The sequence below is a fragment of the Streptomyces triticagri genome (assembly GCF_003429565.1).
Lineage (GTDB): Bacteria > Actinomycetota > Actinomycetes > Streptomycetales > Streptomycetaceae > Streptomyces > Streptomyces triticagri.
Genome location: NZ_QUAK01000064.1, coordinates 1 through 17,716, shown reverse-complemented (window position 1 = coordinate 17,716; position 17,716 = coordinate 1). Strand labels below are relative to the sequence as shown.

The window sequence follows — 17,716 nt, the reverse complement described above, 5'->3', positions numbered from 1 at the left end:
TGTCTTACGCCTCCGGGGCCTCGAACTGGGTGGTGCGCTGCATGCCGGCGGCCCGGCCCTTCCCGGAGATGACCAGGGCCATCTTGCGGCTGGCCTCGTCGATCATCTCGTCGCCGAGCATCGCGGAGCCCTTCTTGCCGCCCGCCTCGGACGTGTAGTAGTCGTACGCGTCCAGGATCAGCTCGGCGTGGTCGTAGTCGTCCTGGGACGGCGAGAAGATCTCGTTGGACGCCTCGACCTGGCCCGGGTGCAGCACCCACTTGCCGTCGAAGCCGAGGGCGGCGGCGCGGGCGGCGACCTCGCGGTACCCGTCGACGTTCTTGATCTGCAGGTACGGGCCGTCGATCGCCTGGAGGTCGTTGGCGCGGGCGGCCATGAGGATCTTCATCAGGATGTAGTGGTAGGCGTCCGCCGGGTAGCCGGGCGGCTGCTCGCCGACGACCAGGGACTTCATGTTGATGGACGCCATGAAGTCGGCGGGGCCGAAGATGATGGTCTCGGTGCGCGGGGACGCCTCGGCGATCGCGTTGACGTTGTTCAGGCCCTGGGCGTTCTCGATCTGCGCCTCGATGCCGATCCTGCCGACCTCGAAGCCCATCGTCTTCTCGATCTGGGTGAGCAGCAGGTCGAGGGCGACGATCTGCTGGGCGTCCTGGACCTTCGGCAGCATGATGCAGTCGAGATTCTGGCCCGCGCCCTCGACGACCGTGACGACGTCGCGGTATGTCCACTCGGTGGTCCAGTCGTTGACCCGCACCACCCGCGTCTTGCCGGTCCAGTCGCCCTCGTTGAGGAACTTCACGATGGTGTGCCGGGCGTCCGGCTTGGCCAGCGGGGCGCAGGCGTCCTCCAGGTCGAGGAAGACCTGGTCGGCGGGGAGGCCCTGGGCCTTCTCCAGGAAGCGCGGGTTCGAGCCGGGCACGGCCAGACACGAACGGCGGGGGCGAAGGCGGTTGACGGGGCTGGTCATGCGGGGACCTCCAGAGGGTCGAGCTTGTTCGCGGTGCGGATCTCGTCGACGATACGGCCGATGATCTCCGTGATGCCGAAGTCCTTGGGGGTGAAGACGGCGGCGACTCCCGCCTGCTTCAGGTCCTCGGCGTCGGCGTTGGGGATGATGCCTCCGACGATCACCGGGATGTCGGGGGCGCCGGCCTCGCGCAGCCGGTCGAGCACATCCGGCACCAGTTCGGCGTGCGACCCGGACAGGATCGACAGGCCGACACAGTGCACGTCCTCGGCGAGCGCGGCGGACACGATCTGCTCCGGGGTCAGCCGGATGCCCTGGTAGACCACCTCGAAGCCGGCGTCGCGGGCCCGTACGGCGATCTGCTCGGCGCCGTTGGAGTGCCCGTCGAGGCCGGGCTTGCCGACCAACAGGCGCAGCTTGCCGCCGAGTTCGTCACCGGTGCGGCGGACCTTCTCGCGGACGACGGCGAGCGGCGTGCCCTCCTCCGCGGCCACCGCGACCGGCGCCGACGAGACCCCGGTGGGCGCCCGGAACTCGCCGAACACCTCACGCAGCGCCTCGGCCCACTCGCCGGTCGTCACCCCGGTCCGTGCGCACTCCAGAGTGGCCTCCATCAGGTTCTCGGTGCCGGCCGCGGCCTCCTTCAGGCGCTCCAGGGCCTGCTGGGTGGTCGGGTAGTGGTACGGATCGCCCATGCCCTGCCGGTCCGTGGACTCCTGACGGGTGGTCCGCCAGTCGCCGATGGCCCGGACCACCTTCGCCTCGACCTCGTGGTCGACCGTCATGATCGCGGCGTCCAGATCGGCGGTGAGCGGATTGGGCTCGGTCGACTCGAAGATGTTGACGCCGACGATCTTCTCCTCGCCGCCCTCGATCCTGGCCCGGCGCTCGGCGTGCGAGGAGACGAGCTGAGACTTCAGATAGCCCGACTCGACGGCGGCCATCGCGCCGCCCATCTCCTGGATCCGGTCCATCTCGGTGAGCGACTCGGCGACCAGCGCGTCGACCTTCTTCTCGACGACGTGCGAACCGGCGAAGATGTCCTCGTACTCGAGCAGATCGCTCTCGTGCGCGAGGACCTGCTGGATGCGCAGCGACCACTGCTGGTCCCAGGGCCGCGGCAGGCCCAACGCCTCGTTCCAGGCCGGGAGTTGGACGGCGCGGGCCCGGGCGTCCTTGGACAGTGTCACGGCCAGCATCTCGAGCACGATGCGCTGGACGTTGTTCTCCGGCTGCGCCTCGGTCAGGCCGAGGGAGTTGACCTGCACGCCGTAGCGGAAGCGGCGCTGCTTCGCGTTCTCGATGCCGTAACGCTCGCGGGTGACCTGGTCCCAGATCTGCCCGAACGCCCGCATCTTGCACATCTCCTCGATGAAGCGGACACCCGCGTTCACGAAGAAGGAGATACGGGCCACGACGTCCCCGAACTTCTCCTCGGGGACCTGCCCCGAGTCGCGGACGGCATCGAGCACCGCGATGGCGGTGGACATCGCGAACGCGATCTCCTGGACCGGAGTGGCCCCCGCCTCCTGGAGGTGGTAGCTGCAGATGTTGATCGGGTTCCACTTGGGGATGTGGGACACCGTGTACGCGATCATGTCGGTGGTCAGGCGGAGCGAGGGGCCCGGCGGGAACACATGGGTACCGCGCGACAGGTACTCCTTGACGATGTCGTTCTGCGTCGTCCCCTGGAGCTTGCTGGTGTCCGCGCCCTGCTCCTCCGCCACGACCTGGTAGAGCGCCAGAAGCCACATGGCGGTGGCGTTGATGGTCATCGAGGTGTTCATCTGCTCCAGGGGGATGTCCTGGAACAGCCGTCGCATGTCACCGAGATGGGAGACCGGTACGCCGACCCGGCCGACCTCGCCGCGGGCCAGGATGTGGTCCGGGTCGTAGCCCGTCTGGGTCGGCAGGTCGAAGGCGACCGACAGACCCGTCTGGCCCTTGGCGAGATTGCGCCGGTACAGCTCGTTGGACGCCTCCGCCGTGGAGTGGCCGGCGTAGGTCCGCATCAGCCACGGCCGGTCCTTTTCTCTGGGTGCCTGACGCTCAGTCATAAGCCGCTGCTCCTCGCGGGGTTCAGACGTTCCGGAAGCGGTTGATCGCGTCGAGGTGCTGCTCGCGCTTCTCCTGGTCGCGCACGCCGAGGCCTTCCTGCGGGGCGAGCGCGAGGACGCCGACCTTGCCCTGGTGGGCGTTGCGGTGCACGTCGTGGGCGGCCTGGCCGGTCTCGTCCAGGGAGTAGACCTTGGACAGAGTGGGGTGGATCTTGCCCTTGGCGATCAGCCGGTTGGCCTCCCAGGCCTCCCGGTAGTTGGCGAAGTGGGAGCCGATGATGCGCTTCAGGGACATCCACAGGTAGCGGTTGTCGTACTCGTGCTGGTAGCCCGAGGTGGAGGCGCAGGTGACGATGGTGCCGCCCTTGCGGGTGACGTAGACGGAGGCGCCGAAGGTCTCCCGGCCGGGGTGCTCGAAGACGATGTCCACGTCCTCGCCGCCGGTCAGTTCACGGATGCGCTTGCCGAATCGCTTCCACTCGCGCGGGTCCTGGTTCTGCTTGTCCTTCCAGAACTTGTAGCCCTCCGCGTTGCGGTCGATGATCGCCTCGGCGCCCATCTTCCGGCAGATCTCCGCCTTCTGCTCGCTGGAGACCACACAGATCGGGTTGGCGCCGCCGGCGAGGGCGAACTGGGTGGCGTACGAACCGAGTCCGCCGCTGGCGCCCCAGATCAGCACGTTGTCGCCCTGCTTCATGCCGGCCCCGTTGCGGGAGACCAGCTGGCGGTACGCGGTGGAGTTGACCAGGCCGGGGGCGGCGGCCTCCTCCCAGCTGAGGTGGTCGGGCTTGGGCATCAGCTGGTTCGACTTGACCAGCGCGATCTCGGCCAGTCCGCCGAAGTTCGTCTCGAAGCCCCAGATCCGCTGCTCGGGGTCGAGCATCGTGTCGTTGTGTCCGTCGGAGGACTCCAGCTCCACCGACAGGCAGTGCGCGACGACCTCGTCACCCGGGTTCCAGGCGTTCACGCCGGGCCCGGTACGCAGCACGACGCCGGCGAGGTCCGAGCCGATCACGTGGTACGGCAGGTCGTGGCGCTTGGTGAGTTCGCTGACCCTGCCGTACCGCTCCAGGAAACCGAAGGTGGACAGCGGCTCGAAGATCGAGGTCCAGACCGAGTTGTAGTTGACCGAGGAGGCCATGACGGCCACCAGGGCCTCGCCCGGGCCGAGTTCGGGGACCGGCACCTCGTCCAGGTGCAGCGACTTGCGGGGGTCCTTGTCGCGGGTCTCGAGACCGGCGAACATCTCGGTCTCGTCCTTGTGCACGGTGATGGCGCGGTACGCGTCGGGCAGGGGGAGTGCGGCGAAGTCGTCCGACGTGGCGTCGGCCGACTGGATCGCGTCCAGGATTTCCTTCACGGTGTTGCCTCCGGCGAAAGGGTCTCCCCGGGCCGGCCGTGCCGGGCGCCTGGGGAAGCGTCGAGGGGAACGCTCGAGGGGCGTCGGGATGTTGTTGGGGACTGCTCGTGCCGTCGGTTCGGCGGAGGTGGAGCGGTGGTGCGGCAGCGCCGGGTGGGCGCGGGAGGTGCCTGTGACGCAGGCGTCCGGGCGCTGGGCTCCCTGGCGTGCAGGGGTGCCTGGGGACAGCCGGCGTACGGATGTTCTCTGCACGCCGGCCGCCCGGACACCTTCAACGTATGACACCGCGTGCCAGTCCACAAGGCACGCAGTGCCAACAATTTTTCTCAGTTGTCATTTCGCCGCTTCAAATGAGCGATGATCGATCATTGCAGGTCAGATGCAGTGCCATGCATCACCCTGGTGTCGTCCGAGCACAAAGGAAGCGCCGTACGGGCCGGTGACCGGCTCGTACGGCGCTCTGTGGAGCCCTCTCGGGACCCCGGGATGGCACGGAGTGTCCGGGCGGCCCGGACGGTCGCTCAGGAGTGCTCGCGCAGGGCGCTCTCGATGGTGCGCATGACCTCGTCGAGAGGGGCGTCGGTGCGGGCCACTGTGACCAGTACGTCCCCGCTGCTCTGCACCGTCGCGGCTGAGGCGGTGGCGGGCGCCTGCGGGTCGCGCCCGGCGCCGATACCGGTTCCGAAGGTCTTGCGGACGATCGCGAAGGCGTGGTCGAGCTGGATCTCCAGATCGCCCTGACCGCCCGAGCGCAGCCAGCGGCGGAGTACGTGATTGTGTGCCGTGACCACCGCGGACGCCGCGACCTCGGCGAGCAACGGGTCGTCGTTGCCGTCGTGGTGGGCGTGCTCGTCGAAGTGGCCGAGCAGATAGCGGGTGAACAGCCGCTCGTAGCGGGCGACCGAGGCGATCTCCCGCTCGCGCAGGGTCGGCACCTCGCGGGTCAGCCGGTAGCGCTCCACCGAGACCGCCGGCGAGGCCGCGTACATCTTCATGACTTCCTTGATGCCGCGGCACACCGTGTCGAGCGGGTGCTCGTGCGGGGCGGCCGCATTCAGCACCGCCTCCGCGCGGATCAGCGTGTCGTCGTGGTCCGGGAAGATCGCCTCTTCCTTGGAGCGGAAGTGCCGGAAGAAGGTCCGGCGGGCGACTCCGGCGGTCGCGGCGATCTCGTCGACCGTCGTCGCCTCGTAGCCCTTCGTCGCGAAGAGCTCCATGGCCGCGGCCGCGAGCTCCCTGCGCATCTTGAGCCGCTGGGCGGCCGCGCGGCTTCCTGCCGCACTCTCGGGAGCGTCGGGAGCGGGGGACGTACGGGGGGACTTGGCGGCCTTGGGCATGCACTGAACGTAACCCATGTACAGGCCCGGATGTTGCTCCGGTACGGACCTTCCCGGAACCGGGGCAGGGCCGCCCGACGGATCGAGCAGCCCTCCCCAGCCCGTACGTTCCTCAGCGCCGGGCATATTCGCGGAAGCCGCGGCCCGTCTTCCGGCCGAGGCAGCCCGCGGCCACCAGATGCTCGAGCAGCGGCGCCGGCGCGAGACCCGGGTCCCGGAACTCACGGTGCAGCACCTGCTCGATGGCGAGCGAGACATCGAGCCCGACGACGTCGAGCAGCTCGAAGGGGCCCATCGGGTAGCCGCCGCCGAGCTTCATCGCGGTGTCGATGTCGTCGAGGGTCGCGTAGTGCTCCTGGACCATCTTGATCGCGTTGTTCAGGTACGGGAAGAGCAGCGCGTTCACGATGAACCCGGCCCGGTCGCCGCAGTCCACCGGGTGCTTGCGGACCCGGGTGCACACGTCGCGGACCGTGGCGTGGGCATCGTCCGAGGTCAGCACCGTGCGCACCACCTCTACCAGCTTCATCGCCGGGGCCGGATTGAAGAAGTGCATACCGATCACGTCCTGCGGGCGCGAGGTGGCCCGCGCACAGGCGACGACCGGCAGCGAGGAGGTGGTGGTGGCGAGCACCGCCCCGGGCTTGCACACCTTGTCCAGGGTGGTGAAGAGCTGCTGCTTGACCTCCAGGTCCTCGGCGACCGCCTCGACCGCCAGATCCACCTCCGCGAAGGCGTCGAGCGAACCGGCCGGAGTGATCAGGGCCAGCGTCCGATCGGCCTTCTCCTGGGTCGTGCGGCCCTTGGCGACAGAGCGCGAAAGCGACTTGGCGATACGGGACTTGGCCTTCCCCGCCTTCTCGTCGCTGCGTGCCGCGAGCACCACGGCGTAACCGGCCTTCGCGAACACCTCGGCGATGCCCGACGCCATCGTCCCGGAGCCCGCGACGCCCACCGACGAGACCGGACGTCCGCCGGCCAGCGGGCCGTCCTCGATCGGGGTGAGGGCGTCCCGGACCACGGTGGCGCTGCCGGGCGCCTCGTACGTGTAGAAGCCGCGGCCCGCCTTGCGGCCGGTCAGACCGGCCTCGCTGAGCTGGCCCAGGATCGGCGCCGGTGCGTGCAGCCGGTCGTGCGAGTCGGCGTACATCGCCTCGAGGACGGTGCGTGCGGTGTCGACGCCGATCAGGTCGAGCAGTTCGAGCGGGCCCATCGGCAGTCCGCAGCCCAGCTTCATCGCGGCGTCGATGTCCTCGCGGGTCGCGTAGCGCGCCTCGTACATGGCCGCGGCCTGGTTGAGGTATCCGAAGAGCAGGCCGTCCGCGACGAATCCGGGGCGGTCGCCGACCGCGACCGGCTCCTTGCCGAGGTCGAGCGCGAGAGCTGTCACCGCGTCCACCACGGTCGGATCGGTCAGCACCGAGGAGACCACCTCGACCAGCTTCATCGCCGGTGCGGGGTTGAAGAAGTGCAGGCCCACCACGCGCTCCGGACGGGCGGAGTCCGCGGCCAGACGCGTCACGGACAGCGCGTTGGTGCCCGTCGCCAGGACCGCGTCGGCGCGCACCACGCCGTCGAGCTCCCGCAGCACCTGGTGCTTGATCTCGTACGACTCCGGGACGACCTCGATGACCAGGTCCGCGTCGGCGGCGGCCGCGAGCTCCGAGTAGGTACGGAAGCGGGCGAGGGCGTCGGCGCGCTGCTCCTCGGTGAGCCGGCCGCGCTGCACGGCGCGGGCGGTGGAGGTCTCGAGTGCGGTGACCGCCTGAGCGGCCGCCACCTCGCTGATGTCGATGCCGATGACCTCGCGGCCGGCGCGGGTGAGCACTTCGGCAATGCCGGTGCCCATGGTCCCGAGGCCGACAACGGCCACGGTCTGCAAGGAGGTACGGTCCATCGCGGACTCCAGGAAGTGAGTGACGACTGAGTCGGTGCGCACGAGGGGCGGCATGAAGTGGCCTGCCCGGTGCGGGAGTTGAGTGTCGCCACCGGGCGCGGGTGCGCCGGGTGGGAGAAGCGACGGGTCCTGTCCCGGAACCACGTCGTACGCGTACTGCTCGATGCCGAACCGACTGGCGCTCTCGGCGGCTGCGTCACCAGGCCGCCGTGAGGTGCGGGATCAGGGACTGTCCGTCACCCGCTCGTATGAGCTTAACCGCCCAGTAACGAGCGCGCCAGACCCGGATCCTGTCCGGGGCATGTGAGCTGGATCGCTCGCTACCCTGGCCCCATGGACGAACTGTTGCGATCGGTGACGGCACGCTTACGGGGAGAGGCCGGCGCGGCAGGCGCCGAAGCCGCCTTCGAACTCCTCAGCTCGACGGACGATCACGACACACTCGCCCGTGTCCTGGTGGAACCCGAACGCCCTTTGTGGGCAAGGGAGACGGCAGCCTTCCGGCTCGGCCGGGCGGGCGACCGCAGGGCCTTCGAGACCCTTGTCCTGCTGCTCAACCACCGCGACCCCGACCGCTGCGAGGCCGCCGCACACGCCCTGGCCCGCCTCGGCGATCCGCGCACCGCACGCGCGGCCGCCGCCCTCGCCACCAACGAACTCCGCGTCGCCTATGCCCTGCACCCGGTACGGCTGCTCACCGCGCTGCGCGCACCGGAGTCCGCACCGGCCCTGATCACCGCCCTGGAGCGGCGACTTGCGGCGCCGCACGACCCGTACTGGCGGGTCGCGCTTGCCTGTGTCGAGGGCCTGGGCGCCCTCGGTGACCCCCGGGCCGAGCCGGTGCTGACCGCCGCCACCGGACATCCGCGCCTCGCGGCCGCGGCGGCCGGCGCGCTCGGCCGCGTCGCCCAGGTCTGAGCCTCTTCCCTCGGCTCCTACGACTCCTTCGACTCCCTCAACTGCCCGACAGGGAACGGCAGTAGCGCACCTCGGGTGCCGCGACGCCGTCCACCTCGAACGGCTCCCTGGCGCCGTCCGCGGCGAAGCCCGCGCGTTCGTAGAAGCGGCGGGCGCGGTCGTTGCCCTCCAGGACCCACAGGAGCACCCGGCCGTGCCCGGCCGCACGCGCGGCATCGAGGAGCGCCTGCATCAGGGCCCGGCCGGCGCCCGTGCCCACCTGATCCGGGTCGACATAGAGGGCGTACAGCTCACCGTCCGTGCCGGTGCCCTGCTGCGGTGCCGGCTCCTCGTCGTGGCGGTACGGTCCGACGCACCCCCAGCCGACCACCGCACCCTCCCGCTCGGCGACCAGATCGCTGACCGACGGATCGCGCCGCAGCACGCGTGCGCGCAGCCGCGCCGTGTTCGCCGCGATGTCCATCGCGTCGAGATATCCGTCCGGGATCAGGCCGCGGTAGGCGCTCTGCCATCCCCGCACCCGGACCGAAGCCACCGCCCCGGCGTCCGCCGCGGTCATCTCGCGTACCCGTACGTCCATGGTGCGGAGCGTAAGCCGTGTCGCTTCGGGCGTCCGATGCGCCCGGGGACTGCGGCGGCTGCGGCAGGTCTTCGCGAGCCCGGTCCGACTGCGCCATGGTTGAGTCATGACGACTCAGGTCCCGAGTGACTGGCTGCGCTCCTATGCCCTGCTCGCCCTGCGTACCGACCGCCTTCTCGCCGAGTCGGGCGGCGGCACCATGCTCATCTACGACGGCCCCGACGCCTTGCGGTCCGAGGTGGCGGCACCGGAGCCCGCCCCGCCGGCGCAGCTGGTCGAGGAGTGCGACGCGCTCGAGGCGGACATCCCCTTCGAAGGCCACCGGGCCGCCTGTCTGACCGCGCAGCTCACCGCCATGCGTGCGATGGTCCGGCAGGTGGACGGCGCGGACGTCCCCTTCCCCGAGCATGCGCGGCAGTGTCTCGGCGTGACCGTGGACCGGCAGCCCGAGGACCGTTTCGAGGCCGCCCACGCCCAACTGTCCGCCGCGCTGCCGTCAGGGCCCGGTCCGCTGGCCGGGCGGCTGCACGCCTGGCAGCAGTCCCACAGCGTGCCGGTCGACCGCGTCGCGGATCTGGTGCGGTCCGCCATCGCCGAGACCGTCGCCCGTACCCGCACGATCGTCGAGCTGCCCGACGGGCTCGACATCGACATCGGCGTGCGGCTCGACCCCGGCCCGCACCGCGGGCACTACGCGGGCGCCGGTCGCGGCACGATGTACATCAACGACAGCTTCCCCTTCAACGCGGCCGACCTGCTGTACGTCGTCGCCCACGAGGGCTTCCCGGGCCACATCGCCGAATCGCTGCTCAAGGGCGTCCATCTCGCACACCAGCCGGAGCATGCGGTCCGCTTCATGATCTCGCCGCCGTTCGTGGTCAGCGAAGGCCTCGGCCTGCATGCCCAACAGGTCGCCTTCCCCGGCGACGAGGCGCAGCGTTGGATCACCGACAAGGTGCTCACCCCGCTCGAAATCCCCCTGGACGGAAGCGACTTCGCTGCGATCCACGACGCGCGCAACGCACTCTGGGGAGCCTGGGGCAATGCGGCGATGCTCGCCGCGGAGGGCCGGCCGGACGCGGAGGTCGCCGCCTACCTGAAGCGCTGGGCCCTGCTCTCCGAAGCGGAGACCGCCTGGGCGCTCGGCTCGCTGCGCACACCCGTCATGGGTACGTACGTCCTCGGCTACTTCCACGGCTGGCGGCTGCTGCAGACCTGGATCGACGAACCGGACCGGCAGTCCCGGGTGCGGCGCCTGCTCACCGAGCCGATCCTGCCGGCCGACGTGGTCTGACCGGCCGGCGGGCAACTCCCGGGCAGCCGGTGGTCCGTGGGAGCGGGCCACCGGCTGCCGTGCCGGCCGTGGTCAGGAGTCGTGGCCGAGGAGGTCGTGCAGGGAGGCGGCCTGTGAGCCGCGGGAGGCCGGAGCCTTCTCCGGACCGTTGGCGGACGCCGCCCGGGTGGCCTTCGCCGGTTCCGGCTCGGGCAGCGGGTCGCAGATCGCGTCGGCGACGCCTGCCGAGCGCGGGACCTTGCCGGTGTCCAGGTAGTCCGCGAGGTGCCGGTCGAGGCACTTGTTCCCGGCGAGGGTCACGCCGTGGTTGGCGCCGCCCTCCTCGACGACGAGGCTCGAGCCGCGCAGCCGGTGGTGCAGCGAGACCGCGCCCTCGTACGGGGTCGCCGCGTCCTCGGTGGCCTGGAAGAGCAGCACTGGCGGCAGCTTCGCATTGGTCACGTCGGTCGGCTGCAGCGAACGCGTCGGCCAGAACGCACACGGTGCGTTGTACCAGGCGTTGTTCCAGGTGATGAACGGGGCCTTGGCGTGCGAGCGCCACATGTCGTGCCGCCACTGGTTCCAGTCGCGCGGCCAGCCCGCGTCGCGGCACTGCACGGCCGTGTAGACCGAGTAGCCGTTGTCGCCCGCGGCATCCACCGCGCCGAACTTCTGGTACGCGTCGACCAGCGGCGCCGTCTTCCCGTCGTTGGCGTACGCGGCGAACGCCTTGGCCAGGTCGGGCCAGTAGCCGTTGTAGTAGCCGCCCGGCAGGAAGGTGTCCTCCAGCTCGGCCGCGCCCACCTTGCCGCCGGCCGGCTTCCGGGCCAGCGCCTGGCGCATCCGGGTCCACTTGGCCTCGACCTCGGCCGGGTTCCCGCCGAGCCCGTAGGTGGCGTCGTGCTTCGCGATCCAGGCGGTGAACGCCTGCTGGCGGGACTCGAAGGCCACGTTCTGGCCCAGGTTGTTCTCGTACCAGACACCGGACGGGTCGACGACGGAGTCGAAGACGGCGCGGCGCACCCGCTCGGGGTGCAGCTTGGCGTACACGGCTCCGAGGTAGGTGCCGTAGGAGTAGCCGAGGTAGTTGATGCGCTCGGCGCCGAGCTGCTGACGGATCACGTCCATGTCCTCGGCGGCGCTCGCGCTGTCCATGTACCGCAGCAGCGAGCCGTGCTTCTTGCCGCAGGATTCGGCGAAGTCCTTCACCCGCGCCAGATTGGCGCGCTCGGCACCGCCGCCGGCCGGCAGCGAGTCGGGCCTGACCGGGTCGAAGTACCCCGGCTTGCAGTCCAGCGCAGGCTTGCTCGCTCCCACGCCGCGCGGGTCGAAGCCGATCACGTCGTACTGGGAGGCGACGTCCTTCGGCAGGGAGCGTGCCACGAAGCCGGCGAGTGAGCGGCCGCTGCCGCCCGGGCCGCCCGGGTTCACGAGCAGCGGGCCCTGGGACTTCTTCGCGGTGTGCGGGACCCGGGACAGGGCCAGGGTGATCTGCCGGCCGCCGGGCCGGTCGTGGTCGAGGGGGGACTTCACCGTGGCGCACTGCAGCGTGGGGTAGTCGTCGGTGGAACAGTCCGTCCACTTGACGGGCGCTCGCTCGGCCGCGGGCCTGGGCGCGGCGGCGGGTGCTGCGGTGCCCGCCGCGGACGGCACCGCCGTGACCATGCCGCTCAGTACGGCGGCGGTGCCGAGCACGGCGACTGCGCGTTTTCTCATCCGACCTCCCGGGACGGGGAACCTCCGGACTGTGCCGGTCACAGTCCGAGGCGCATCGTCCCGGAAAACCCGCCCGGAGGGGCGTATTCAGGGCCGAAGTCGGCTGGAAGAGGGCCGCGGGGTGGGCGATCAGCGCCCAAGTGGCCCTCGGCGCGGGGCGGGATGTCCCGTCCGCTGGTACGGGCCTGAGTGGGCGTCAGAGAAGTGTGAGCTGGGTCGGTGCATCGTCGCGCCCGGACGCGGGCGCGGGCTCCGGCGTGCGGGATATCCGGCGCGCGCCCCCGCGCGTCCCGGGCCCGATGCCGAACTCCTCGGCCAGTTCGTGCACTTGGCCGGTGATCCGGCGCTGGTACCAGGTGGGCGCATAGGCCCCGCCGGCGTAGAGCCGCTCGTACCGCCGTACGAGATGGGGGTGGTGCTCGGAGAGCCAGGCCATGAACCACTCGCGCGCCCCCGGCCGCAGATGCAGCACCAGCGGGGTGACCGAGGTCGCGCCCGACTCGGCGATCGCCCGCACCGTCGACCGGAGCGCGGCGGGGGAGTCGCCGAGGTACGGGATCACCGGGGCCATCAGGACGCCGCAGCCGATGCCGTGCTCGGTGAGGGTCCGTACGACGTCGAGTCGGCGCTGCGGCGAAGGGGTGCCGGGCTCGACCGTGCGCCACAGTGCCTGGTCCGTGAAGCCGACCGAGACCGAGATGCCGACCTCGGTGACCGCGGCCGCCTCCCGCAGCAGGTCCAGATCGCGCAGGATCAGCGTGCCCTTGGTGAGGATCGAGAACGGATTCGCGTGGTCGCGCAGGGCCGCGATGATCCCGGGCATCAGGCGGTAGCGGCCCTCGGCCCGCTGATAGCAGTCCACGTTGGTGCCCATCGCGATGTGCTCGCCGTGCCAGCGACGGTCCGCGAGGCGGCGGCGGAGCAGCTCGGGCGCGTTGACCTTGACCACGATCTGCGAGTCGAAGCCGAGGCCGGTGTCGAGGTCGAGATAGCTGTGCGTCTTGCGCGCGAAGCAATAGACGCACGCGTGTGTGCAGCCCCGATAGGGGTTGACCGTCCACTCGAAGGGCATCCGCGAGGCGCCGGGCACCCGGTTCACGATCGACCTGGCCCGGATCTCGTGGAAGGTCACGCCCCGGAACTCGGGGGTGTCGAACGTCCTGGTGGTCACGGAATCCGCGCCGAAGAGCGCGGCGTCCGTCGTCCCCTCGGTGAGGTTGTCCCAGCGCATGTCGCCTCCTGGATAGCACTGCATCGAGAATAGAACACATGTTCCCTTGATCGTGCGAAGCGAGGGCGGAGTGTTGCGACGCATTTCGGCGGGGGTGGTGGGCGTCGCGTCGTCGTAGTGATCCACATCACATGCGGTGCCTGTCAGCAATCGGGCCGCCATCTCGTTCAAAGGGCCCGCGCAGGAGAACAGGAGCACGCCATGAAGCACCGCATCGTCGTACTGGGAGCCGGTTACGCCGGCGCCTACGCCGCCGGAAACCTGGCCCGCCGGCTCTCCCCGGCCGACACCGAGATCACCGTCGTCAACGCCGCACCCGTGTTCGTCGAGCGGATGCGGCTGCATCAGCTCGCGAGCGGTCGGGACCTCGCACCCCGCACGCTCGCCGACGTCTTCGCTGGGACCGGGATTCGGCTGCGCCTGGCACACGTCACCGGCGTCGACCCCGAGCGCAGGACCGTCGCCGTCACCGGTGAGGGAGGCGACGCCGAGATCGAGTACGACACGCTGCTCTACGCGCTCGGCAGCTCCGCGGACCACCGCGGCGGCGTCCCCGGCGTGGCCGAGCACGCCTTCGACGTGACCGGCCGGTCGTCGGCGCTGCGGCTGCGCCGGCGCCTGTCCGACCTTGCCGAGGGAAGCAGCGTCCTCGTCGTCGGCGAAGGGCTCACCGGCATCGAGACCTCCACCGAGTTCGCCGAGACCAGGCCCGACCTCTCGGTCGCGCTCGCCGCCCGCGGAGAGCTCGGCGCCTGGCTCTCCCCGAAGGCACGCCGGCATCTGCGGGAGGCCTTCGACCGGCTCGGCATCACGGTCCACGAGCACACCGCCGTCGAAGCAGTCGAGCCGACACGGGTGATCGCCGCCGACGGCCGGTCCGTCCCCGCCGATGTGACCGTCTGGGCGGCCGGGTTCGCCGTCCAGCCCCTCGCGGCCGACAGCGGCCTCGAAGTCGCCGGCACCGGCCAGATCGTCGTCGACCGCAGCATGCGCTCGGTCTCGCACCCGGATATCTACGCCGCCGGCGACAGCGCCTACGCGATCGGCGCGAACGGCCTGCCGCTGCCGATGTCCTGCGCCTCGGCCGGCCACACCAGCATGCAGGCGACCGCCGCGATCATCGCCCGCCTGACCGGCAGCGAAGTCCCCGCCACCCGGATGAACTACGTCGGCAACCACATCAGCCTCGGACGGCGCGACGCCATCTTCCAGATGGTCGACGAGGACGCCCACGCGAAGGCCTGGTACCTGGGCGGCCGGGCCGCCGCTCGGCTCAAGGCGGGCATACTCAACGGCGCCGGATGGAGCATCGTCCACCCGACCTTCGGCATGCCGAAGCGCAGGCGCCGGCTGGCCGCCGCGACCGAGCGGCCCGGCGTGCGGGCTGCTGCATAGGCTGTCCCGCATGGAGCGCACCGCCGTCGACCGGTTCGAGGCCAGCCGCGGCCGGCTGGCCTCGCTGGCGTACCGTCTGCTCGGCTCGGCGGCCGACGCCGAGGACGCCGTGCAGGACACCTTCCTGCGCTGGCAGGCCGCCGACCGTGCCCGGGTCGAGGTGCCGGAGGCATGGCTCACCAAGGTCGTCACCCGCGTATGCCTCGACCGGCTCCGCTCGGCACAGATGCGCCACGAGCGCGCCGCGGGTGCCTGGCTGCCCGAGCCGCTCCTCGACGGCGATCCGATGCTGGGACCCGCCGATACCGTCGAGCAGCGCGAGTCGGTGTCCTTGGCCGTACTGCTGCTCCTGGAACGCCTCTCGCCGGTCGAGCGAGCCGTCTATGTGCTGCGGGAGGCCTTCTCGTACAGCCATGCCGAGGTCGCCGGGATCCTCGACATCACCGAGGCCGCGAGTCAGCAGCACGCCCACCGGGCGCGCACCCGGGTCACCGTCGAGCGCCGAGGCGGTGCCGCGGCCGACCCCGCTTCCGCGCGCCCGGTGGTCGAGGAGTTCCTGGCCGCCGCCGTGTCGGGGCGCACCGAACGTCTGGTGGCGCTGCTCACCGACGACGTGACGGTGGTGTCGGACGGCGCCGGACTGAGCAAGCGGCTCGTGCACCACACGACGCCCGAGCGGGTCGCCTCCTTCGTGCGCGCCGGCTTCACGCCCACGCCCGCCAAGCGACGCCTCGCCGGCGGCTCGCCCGCGATGCACCTTGCGCAGGTCAACGGCGCCACGGCCGTCGTGGCCGTGATCGAGGGCCGTGTGGTCGGTGCCGTGGCGATCGAGGTGCGGGACGGCAAGGTCGCGTCCCTCTGCGGCGTCGGCAACGCGGCGCGGCTGCAGCGCCTCAGTGAGGCGTGGGGGAGCCACGCATCCGACGCGCCGGTCATCGACGCCTGGTGAGACCTGTCGCCCGGGACCGTGCGGACGCTAGCGTCACGCCCATGATCGTATGGCTGAACGGGACGCACGGGGCCGGCAAGACGACGACCAGCGCGCTGGTGCAGCAACTGCTGCCGGACTCGCGGGTGTTCGATGCCGAGAAGGTCGGCGAGGCGTTGATGGACATCAAGCCGGCGCTGCCCTCGACGGGGAACTTCCAGCATTGGCCGCCGTGGCGGCCGCTCGTCGTCGAGACCGCCCGGCGGGTGCTCGACTACACGGGCGGCACCCTGGTGATGCCGATGACCGTGCTGGTGGAGGAGTACTGGCGCGAGATCAGCGCAGGCCTCGCCCGACACGCCATCCCCGTACGGCACTTCGTCCTGCACGCCGACCAGGACACGTTGCGCCGGCGCATCGAGGGGGACGAGGTCATGGGGCCCTCGGAGTTCCGCCTCGACCACCTGGAGCCGTACGCGGAGGCGTGCCGCACCTGGCTGCACGAGGACGCCGAGGTCGTCGACACCACGCACCTCTCACCCGCCGAGGCCGCCCTGCGTGTCGCGGAGTCCGTCAAGGGCTGATCGGCGGGACGGTCGGGTTTTCCCCACCCCTGATTCGGCGGCAGCCGCCATGGTCCGTGATCACCACGATCCGTAGCTTCGAAAGCACCGGAACGAGCAGATCGTGAGAGGGCGGATCATGGGGCTGCGCAGGAGCAGGCGGCGGATGCCGGACGAACGGCCGGAGGCCGAGGGCACTCCCGGTCTCGCCGTCGAACTGTGCGGCGTCCGGCGGCAGTACGGCCGGGGCGCCGGGGCCGTGCAGGCGCTCGCCGGTGTCGATCTGGCCCTGCCGCGCGGCACGTTCACCGCGGTGATGGGCCCGTCCGGGTCCGGCAAGTCCACCTTCCTGCAGTGCGCCGCGGGCCTCGACCGCCCGTCGGCGGGTTCGGTGCGCCTTGGCGGTACGGAGATCACGGGGCTGCGGGAGAACGCGCTGACCGAGCTGCGCCGTGCCCGTATCGGTTTCGTCTTCCAGGCCTTCAACCTGCTGCCGTCCCTCACCGTGGAGCAGAACGTGCTGCTGCCGTTGCGGCTCGCCGGCCGGCGACAGGACCGGCGCCTGGCCGCGGAGGCGCTCGCCCGTGTCGGTCTCGACGGGAAGGCGAAGCGCCGGCCCGGCGAGCTCTCCGGTGGTCAGCAGCAGCGGGTGGCGATCGCGCGGGCACTGGTGACAGAGCCGGATGTGATCTTCGCCGACGAGCCGACGGGCGCTCTCGACACCGGCACGGCCGCGGAGGTCCTCGGTCTGCTGCGGCACGCCGTTTCGCGCCTGGGAGCGACGGTGGTCATGGTCACCCATGACCCGGCCGCCGCGGCCTGGGCCGACCGCGTCCTGTTCCTCCAGGACGGCGCCTTCGCGGGCCGTGTCGACGACGGCACGGCCGAGGAGATCGCGGCACGGATGGCGGCGCTCACCGCCGGCGCCCGCACCGGCCCGCAGGCAGATGTCGCAGGTGTGGCGGGTGTCGCGGCGTGAGGTGCGTACCGAACGGGCTGGCGCGTGCGGCGGTCCGTTTCAAGCCTGCGTCGTTCGTGGGGACGTTCGTCGCGCTGCTGATGGCGTCGCTGATCGTGTCGGCCTGCGGGATCCTCCTGGAGACCGGGCTGCGTGCCTCGGTGCCGGCCGACCGGTACGCGCACGCGCCCGTCGTCGCCGCGGCCGACCAGCAGGCCCGCCTCGCCGTCGGCAGCGGCGACGAACGGTACGAGTCGGCGCATCCGCTGCCGGACACGGCGCGGGTGGACGCCGCGCTCGTGGACAGGGCGGCTCGCGCGCCCGGTGCACGGGCGGCGGTGGCGGACTTCAGCTTCCCGGTACGGCAGGGCAAGGGCGCGCTGACCGGGCATGGTTGGGGCTCGCATGCCTTCACGGGCACGGCGCTCGCCTCCGGTTCCGCGCCCCGTAGCGGCGAGGTCGTACTCGACGCGGATACGGCCCGGACGGCGAAGGCCGGCGTCGGCGACACGATCGTGCTCGAAACGGCTGCG

The 17,716-nt window shown here is 71.1% G+C and carries 14 protein-coding genes and 1 pseudogene; 7 read left to right on the top strand and 8 right to left on the bottom strand.

Going from position 1 to position 17,716, the window contains the following annotated elements:
* Positions 1-4 precede the first annotated feature (4 nt).
* From DY218_RS11310 to DY218_RS11290, 5 genes are all read right to left on the bottom strand, one after another.
* Positions 5-970, bottom strand: coding sequence for an HpcH/HpaI aldolase/citrate lyase family protein (locus DY218_RS11310; RefSeq protein ID WP_128555823.1), 966 nt, complete (start codon positions 968-970; stop codon positions 5-7).
* The gene (locus tag DY218_RS11305; protein WP_128555822.1) at positions 967-3,027 is read right to left on the bottom strand and encodes a protein meaA; all 2,061 of its coding nucleotides are present in this window, start codon (positions 3,025-3,027) and stop codon (positions 967-969) included. The genes DY218_RS11310 and DY218_RS11305 overlap by 4 nt, the downstream gene beginning before the upstream one ends.
* 22 nt (positions 3,028-3,049) lie before the next feature.
* A complete protein-coding gene (ccrA, locus tag DY218_RS11300) occupies positions 3,050-4,387 on the bottom strand; it encodes a crotonyl-CoA carboxylase/reductase (protein WP_128555821.1) in 1,338 nt (445 codons plus the stop codon).
* A 521-nt stretch (positions 4,388-4,908) separates the two neighbouring features.
* Complete coding sequence (locus DY218_RS11295) at positions 4,909-5,724, bottom strand: TetR family transcriptional regulator (RefSeq protein ID WP_233521514.1); 816 nt, start codon at positions 5,722-5,724, stop codon at positions 4,909-4,911.
* A gap of 112 nt (positions 5,725-5,836) precedes the next feature.
* The gene (locus DY218_RS11290; RefSeq protein ID WP_128555819.1) at positions 5,837-7,621 is read right to left on the bottom strand and encodes a 3-hydroxyacyl-CoA dehydrogenase family protein; all 1,785 of its coding nucleotides are present in this window, start codon (positions 7,619-7,621) and stop codon (positions 5,837-5,839) included.
* A gap of 333 nt (positions 7,622-7,954) precedes the next feature.
* Between DY218_RS11290 and DY218_RS11285 the strand changes: the two genes are divergently transcribed.
* Positions 7,955-8,539 carry a HEAT repeat domain-containing protein gene (locus DY218_RS11285; protein ID WP_128555818.1) on the top strand — a complete coding sequence of 195 codons (585 nt, stop codon included), beginning with the start codon at positions 7,955-7,957 and terminating at the stop codon, positions 8,537-8,539.
* Positions 8,540-8,576: 37 nt separating this feature from the next.
* On the opposite strand, the gene DY218_RS11280 is transcribed toward DY218_RS11285, so the two are convergent.
* A complete protein-coding gene (locus DY218_RS11280) occupies positions 8,577-9,119 on the bottom strand; it encodes a GNAT family N-acetyltransferase (protein WP_233521513.1) in 543 nt (180 codons plus the stop codon).
* Positions 9,120-9,225: 106 nt separating this feature from the next.
* Here DY218_RS11280 and DY218_RS11275 point away from each other — a divergent pair, with 106 nt between their 5' ends.
* Positions 9,226-10,413: a hypothetical protein gene (locus tag DY218_RS11275; protein WP_199566699.1), complete on the top strand. Its 1,188-nt coding sequence runs from the start codon at positions 9,226-9,228 to the stop codon at positions 10,411-10,413.
* A 72-nt stretch (positions 10,414-10,485) separates the two neighbouring features.
* On the opposite strand, the gene DY218_RS11270 is transcribed toward DY218_RS11275, so the two are convergent.
* Together DY218_RS11270 and DY218_RS11265 are read right to left on the bottom strand one after the other, a co-directional pair.
* Positions 10,486-12,108: an alpha/beta hydrolase gene (locus DY218_RS11270; protein ID WP_128555817.1), complete on the bottom strand. Its 1,623-nt coding sequence runs from the start codon at positions 12,106-12,108 to the stop codon at positions 10,486-10,488.
* A 196-nt stretch (positions 12,109-12,304) separates the two neighbouring features.
* A complete protein-coding gene (locus DY218_RS11265; RefSeq protein WP_128555816.1) occupies positions 12,305-13,339 on the bottom strand; it encodes an Rv2578c family radical SAM protein in 1,035 nt (344 codons plus the stop codon).
* Between the two features lie 201 nt (positions 13,340-13,540).
* Between DY218_RS11265 and DY218_RS11260 the strand changes: the two genes are divergently transcribed.
* The 5 genes and pseudogenes from DY218_RS11260 to DY218_RS11240 form a co-directional block, all read left to right on the top strand.
* Positions 13,541-14,734 carry an NAD(P)/FAD-dependent oxidoreductase gene (locus tag DY218_RS11260; protein ID WP_128555815.1) on the top strand — a complete coding sequence of 398 codons (1,194 nt, stop codon included), beginning with the start codon at positions 13,541-13,543 and terminating at the stop codon, positions 14,732-14,734.
* A gap of 10 nt (positions 14,735-14,744) precedes the next feature.
* On the top strand, positions 14,745-15,683 hold the full coding sequence (locus tag DY218_RS11255; RefSeq protein ID WP_128555814.1) for a sigma-70 family RNA polymerase sigma factor: 939 nt from the start codon (positions 14,745-14,747) through the stop codon (positions 15,681-15,683).
* Between the two features lie 41 nt (positions 15,684-15,724).
* Positions 15,725-16,246 carry an AAA family ATPase gene (locus tag DY218_RS11250; RefSeq protein WP_128555813.1) on the top strand — a complete coding sequence of 174 codons (522 nt, stop codon included), beginning with the start codon at positions 15,725-15,727 and terminating at the stop codon, positions 16,244-16,246.
* Positions 16,247-16,364: 118 nt separating this feature from the next.
* On the top strand, positions 16,365-17,204 hold the full coding sequence (locus tag DY218_RS11245) for an ABC transporter ATP-binding protein (RefSeq protein WP_128555923.1): 840 nt from the start codon (positions 16,365-16,367) through the stop codon (positions 17,202-17,204).
* Positions 17,201-17,716, top strand: a pseudogene (locus DY218_RS11240) (ABC transporter permease); the annotation flags it as partial. The gene DY218_RS11245 and the pseudogene DY218_RS11240, both read left to right, overlap by 4 nt.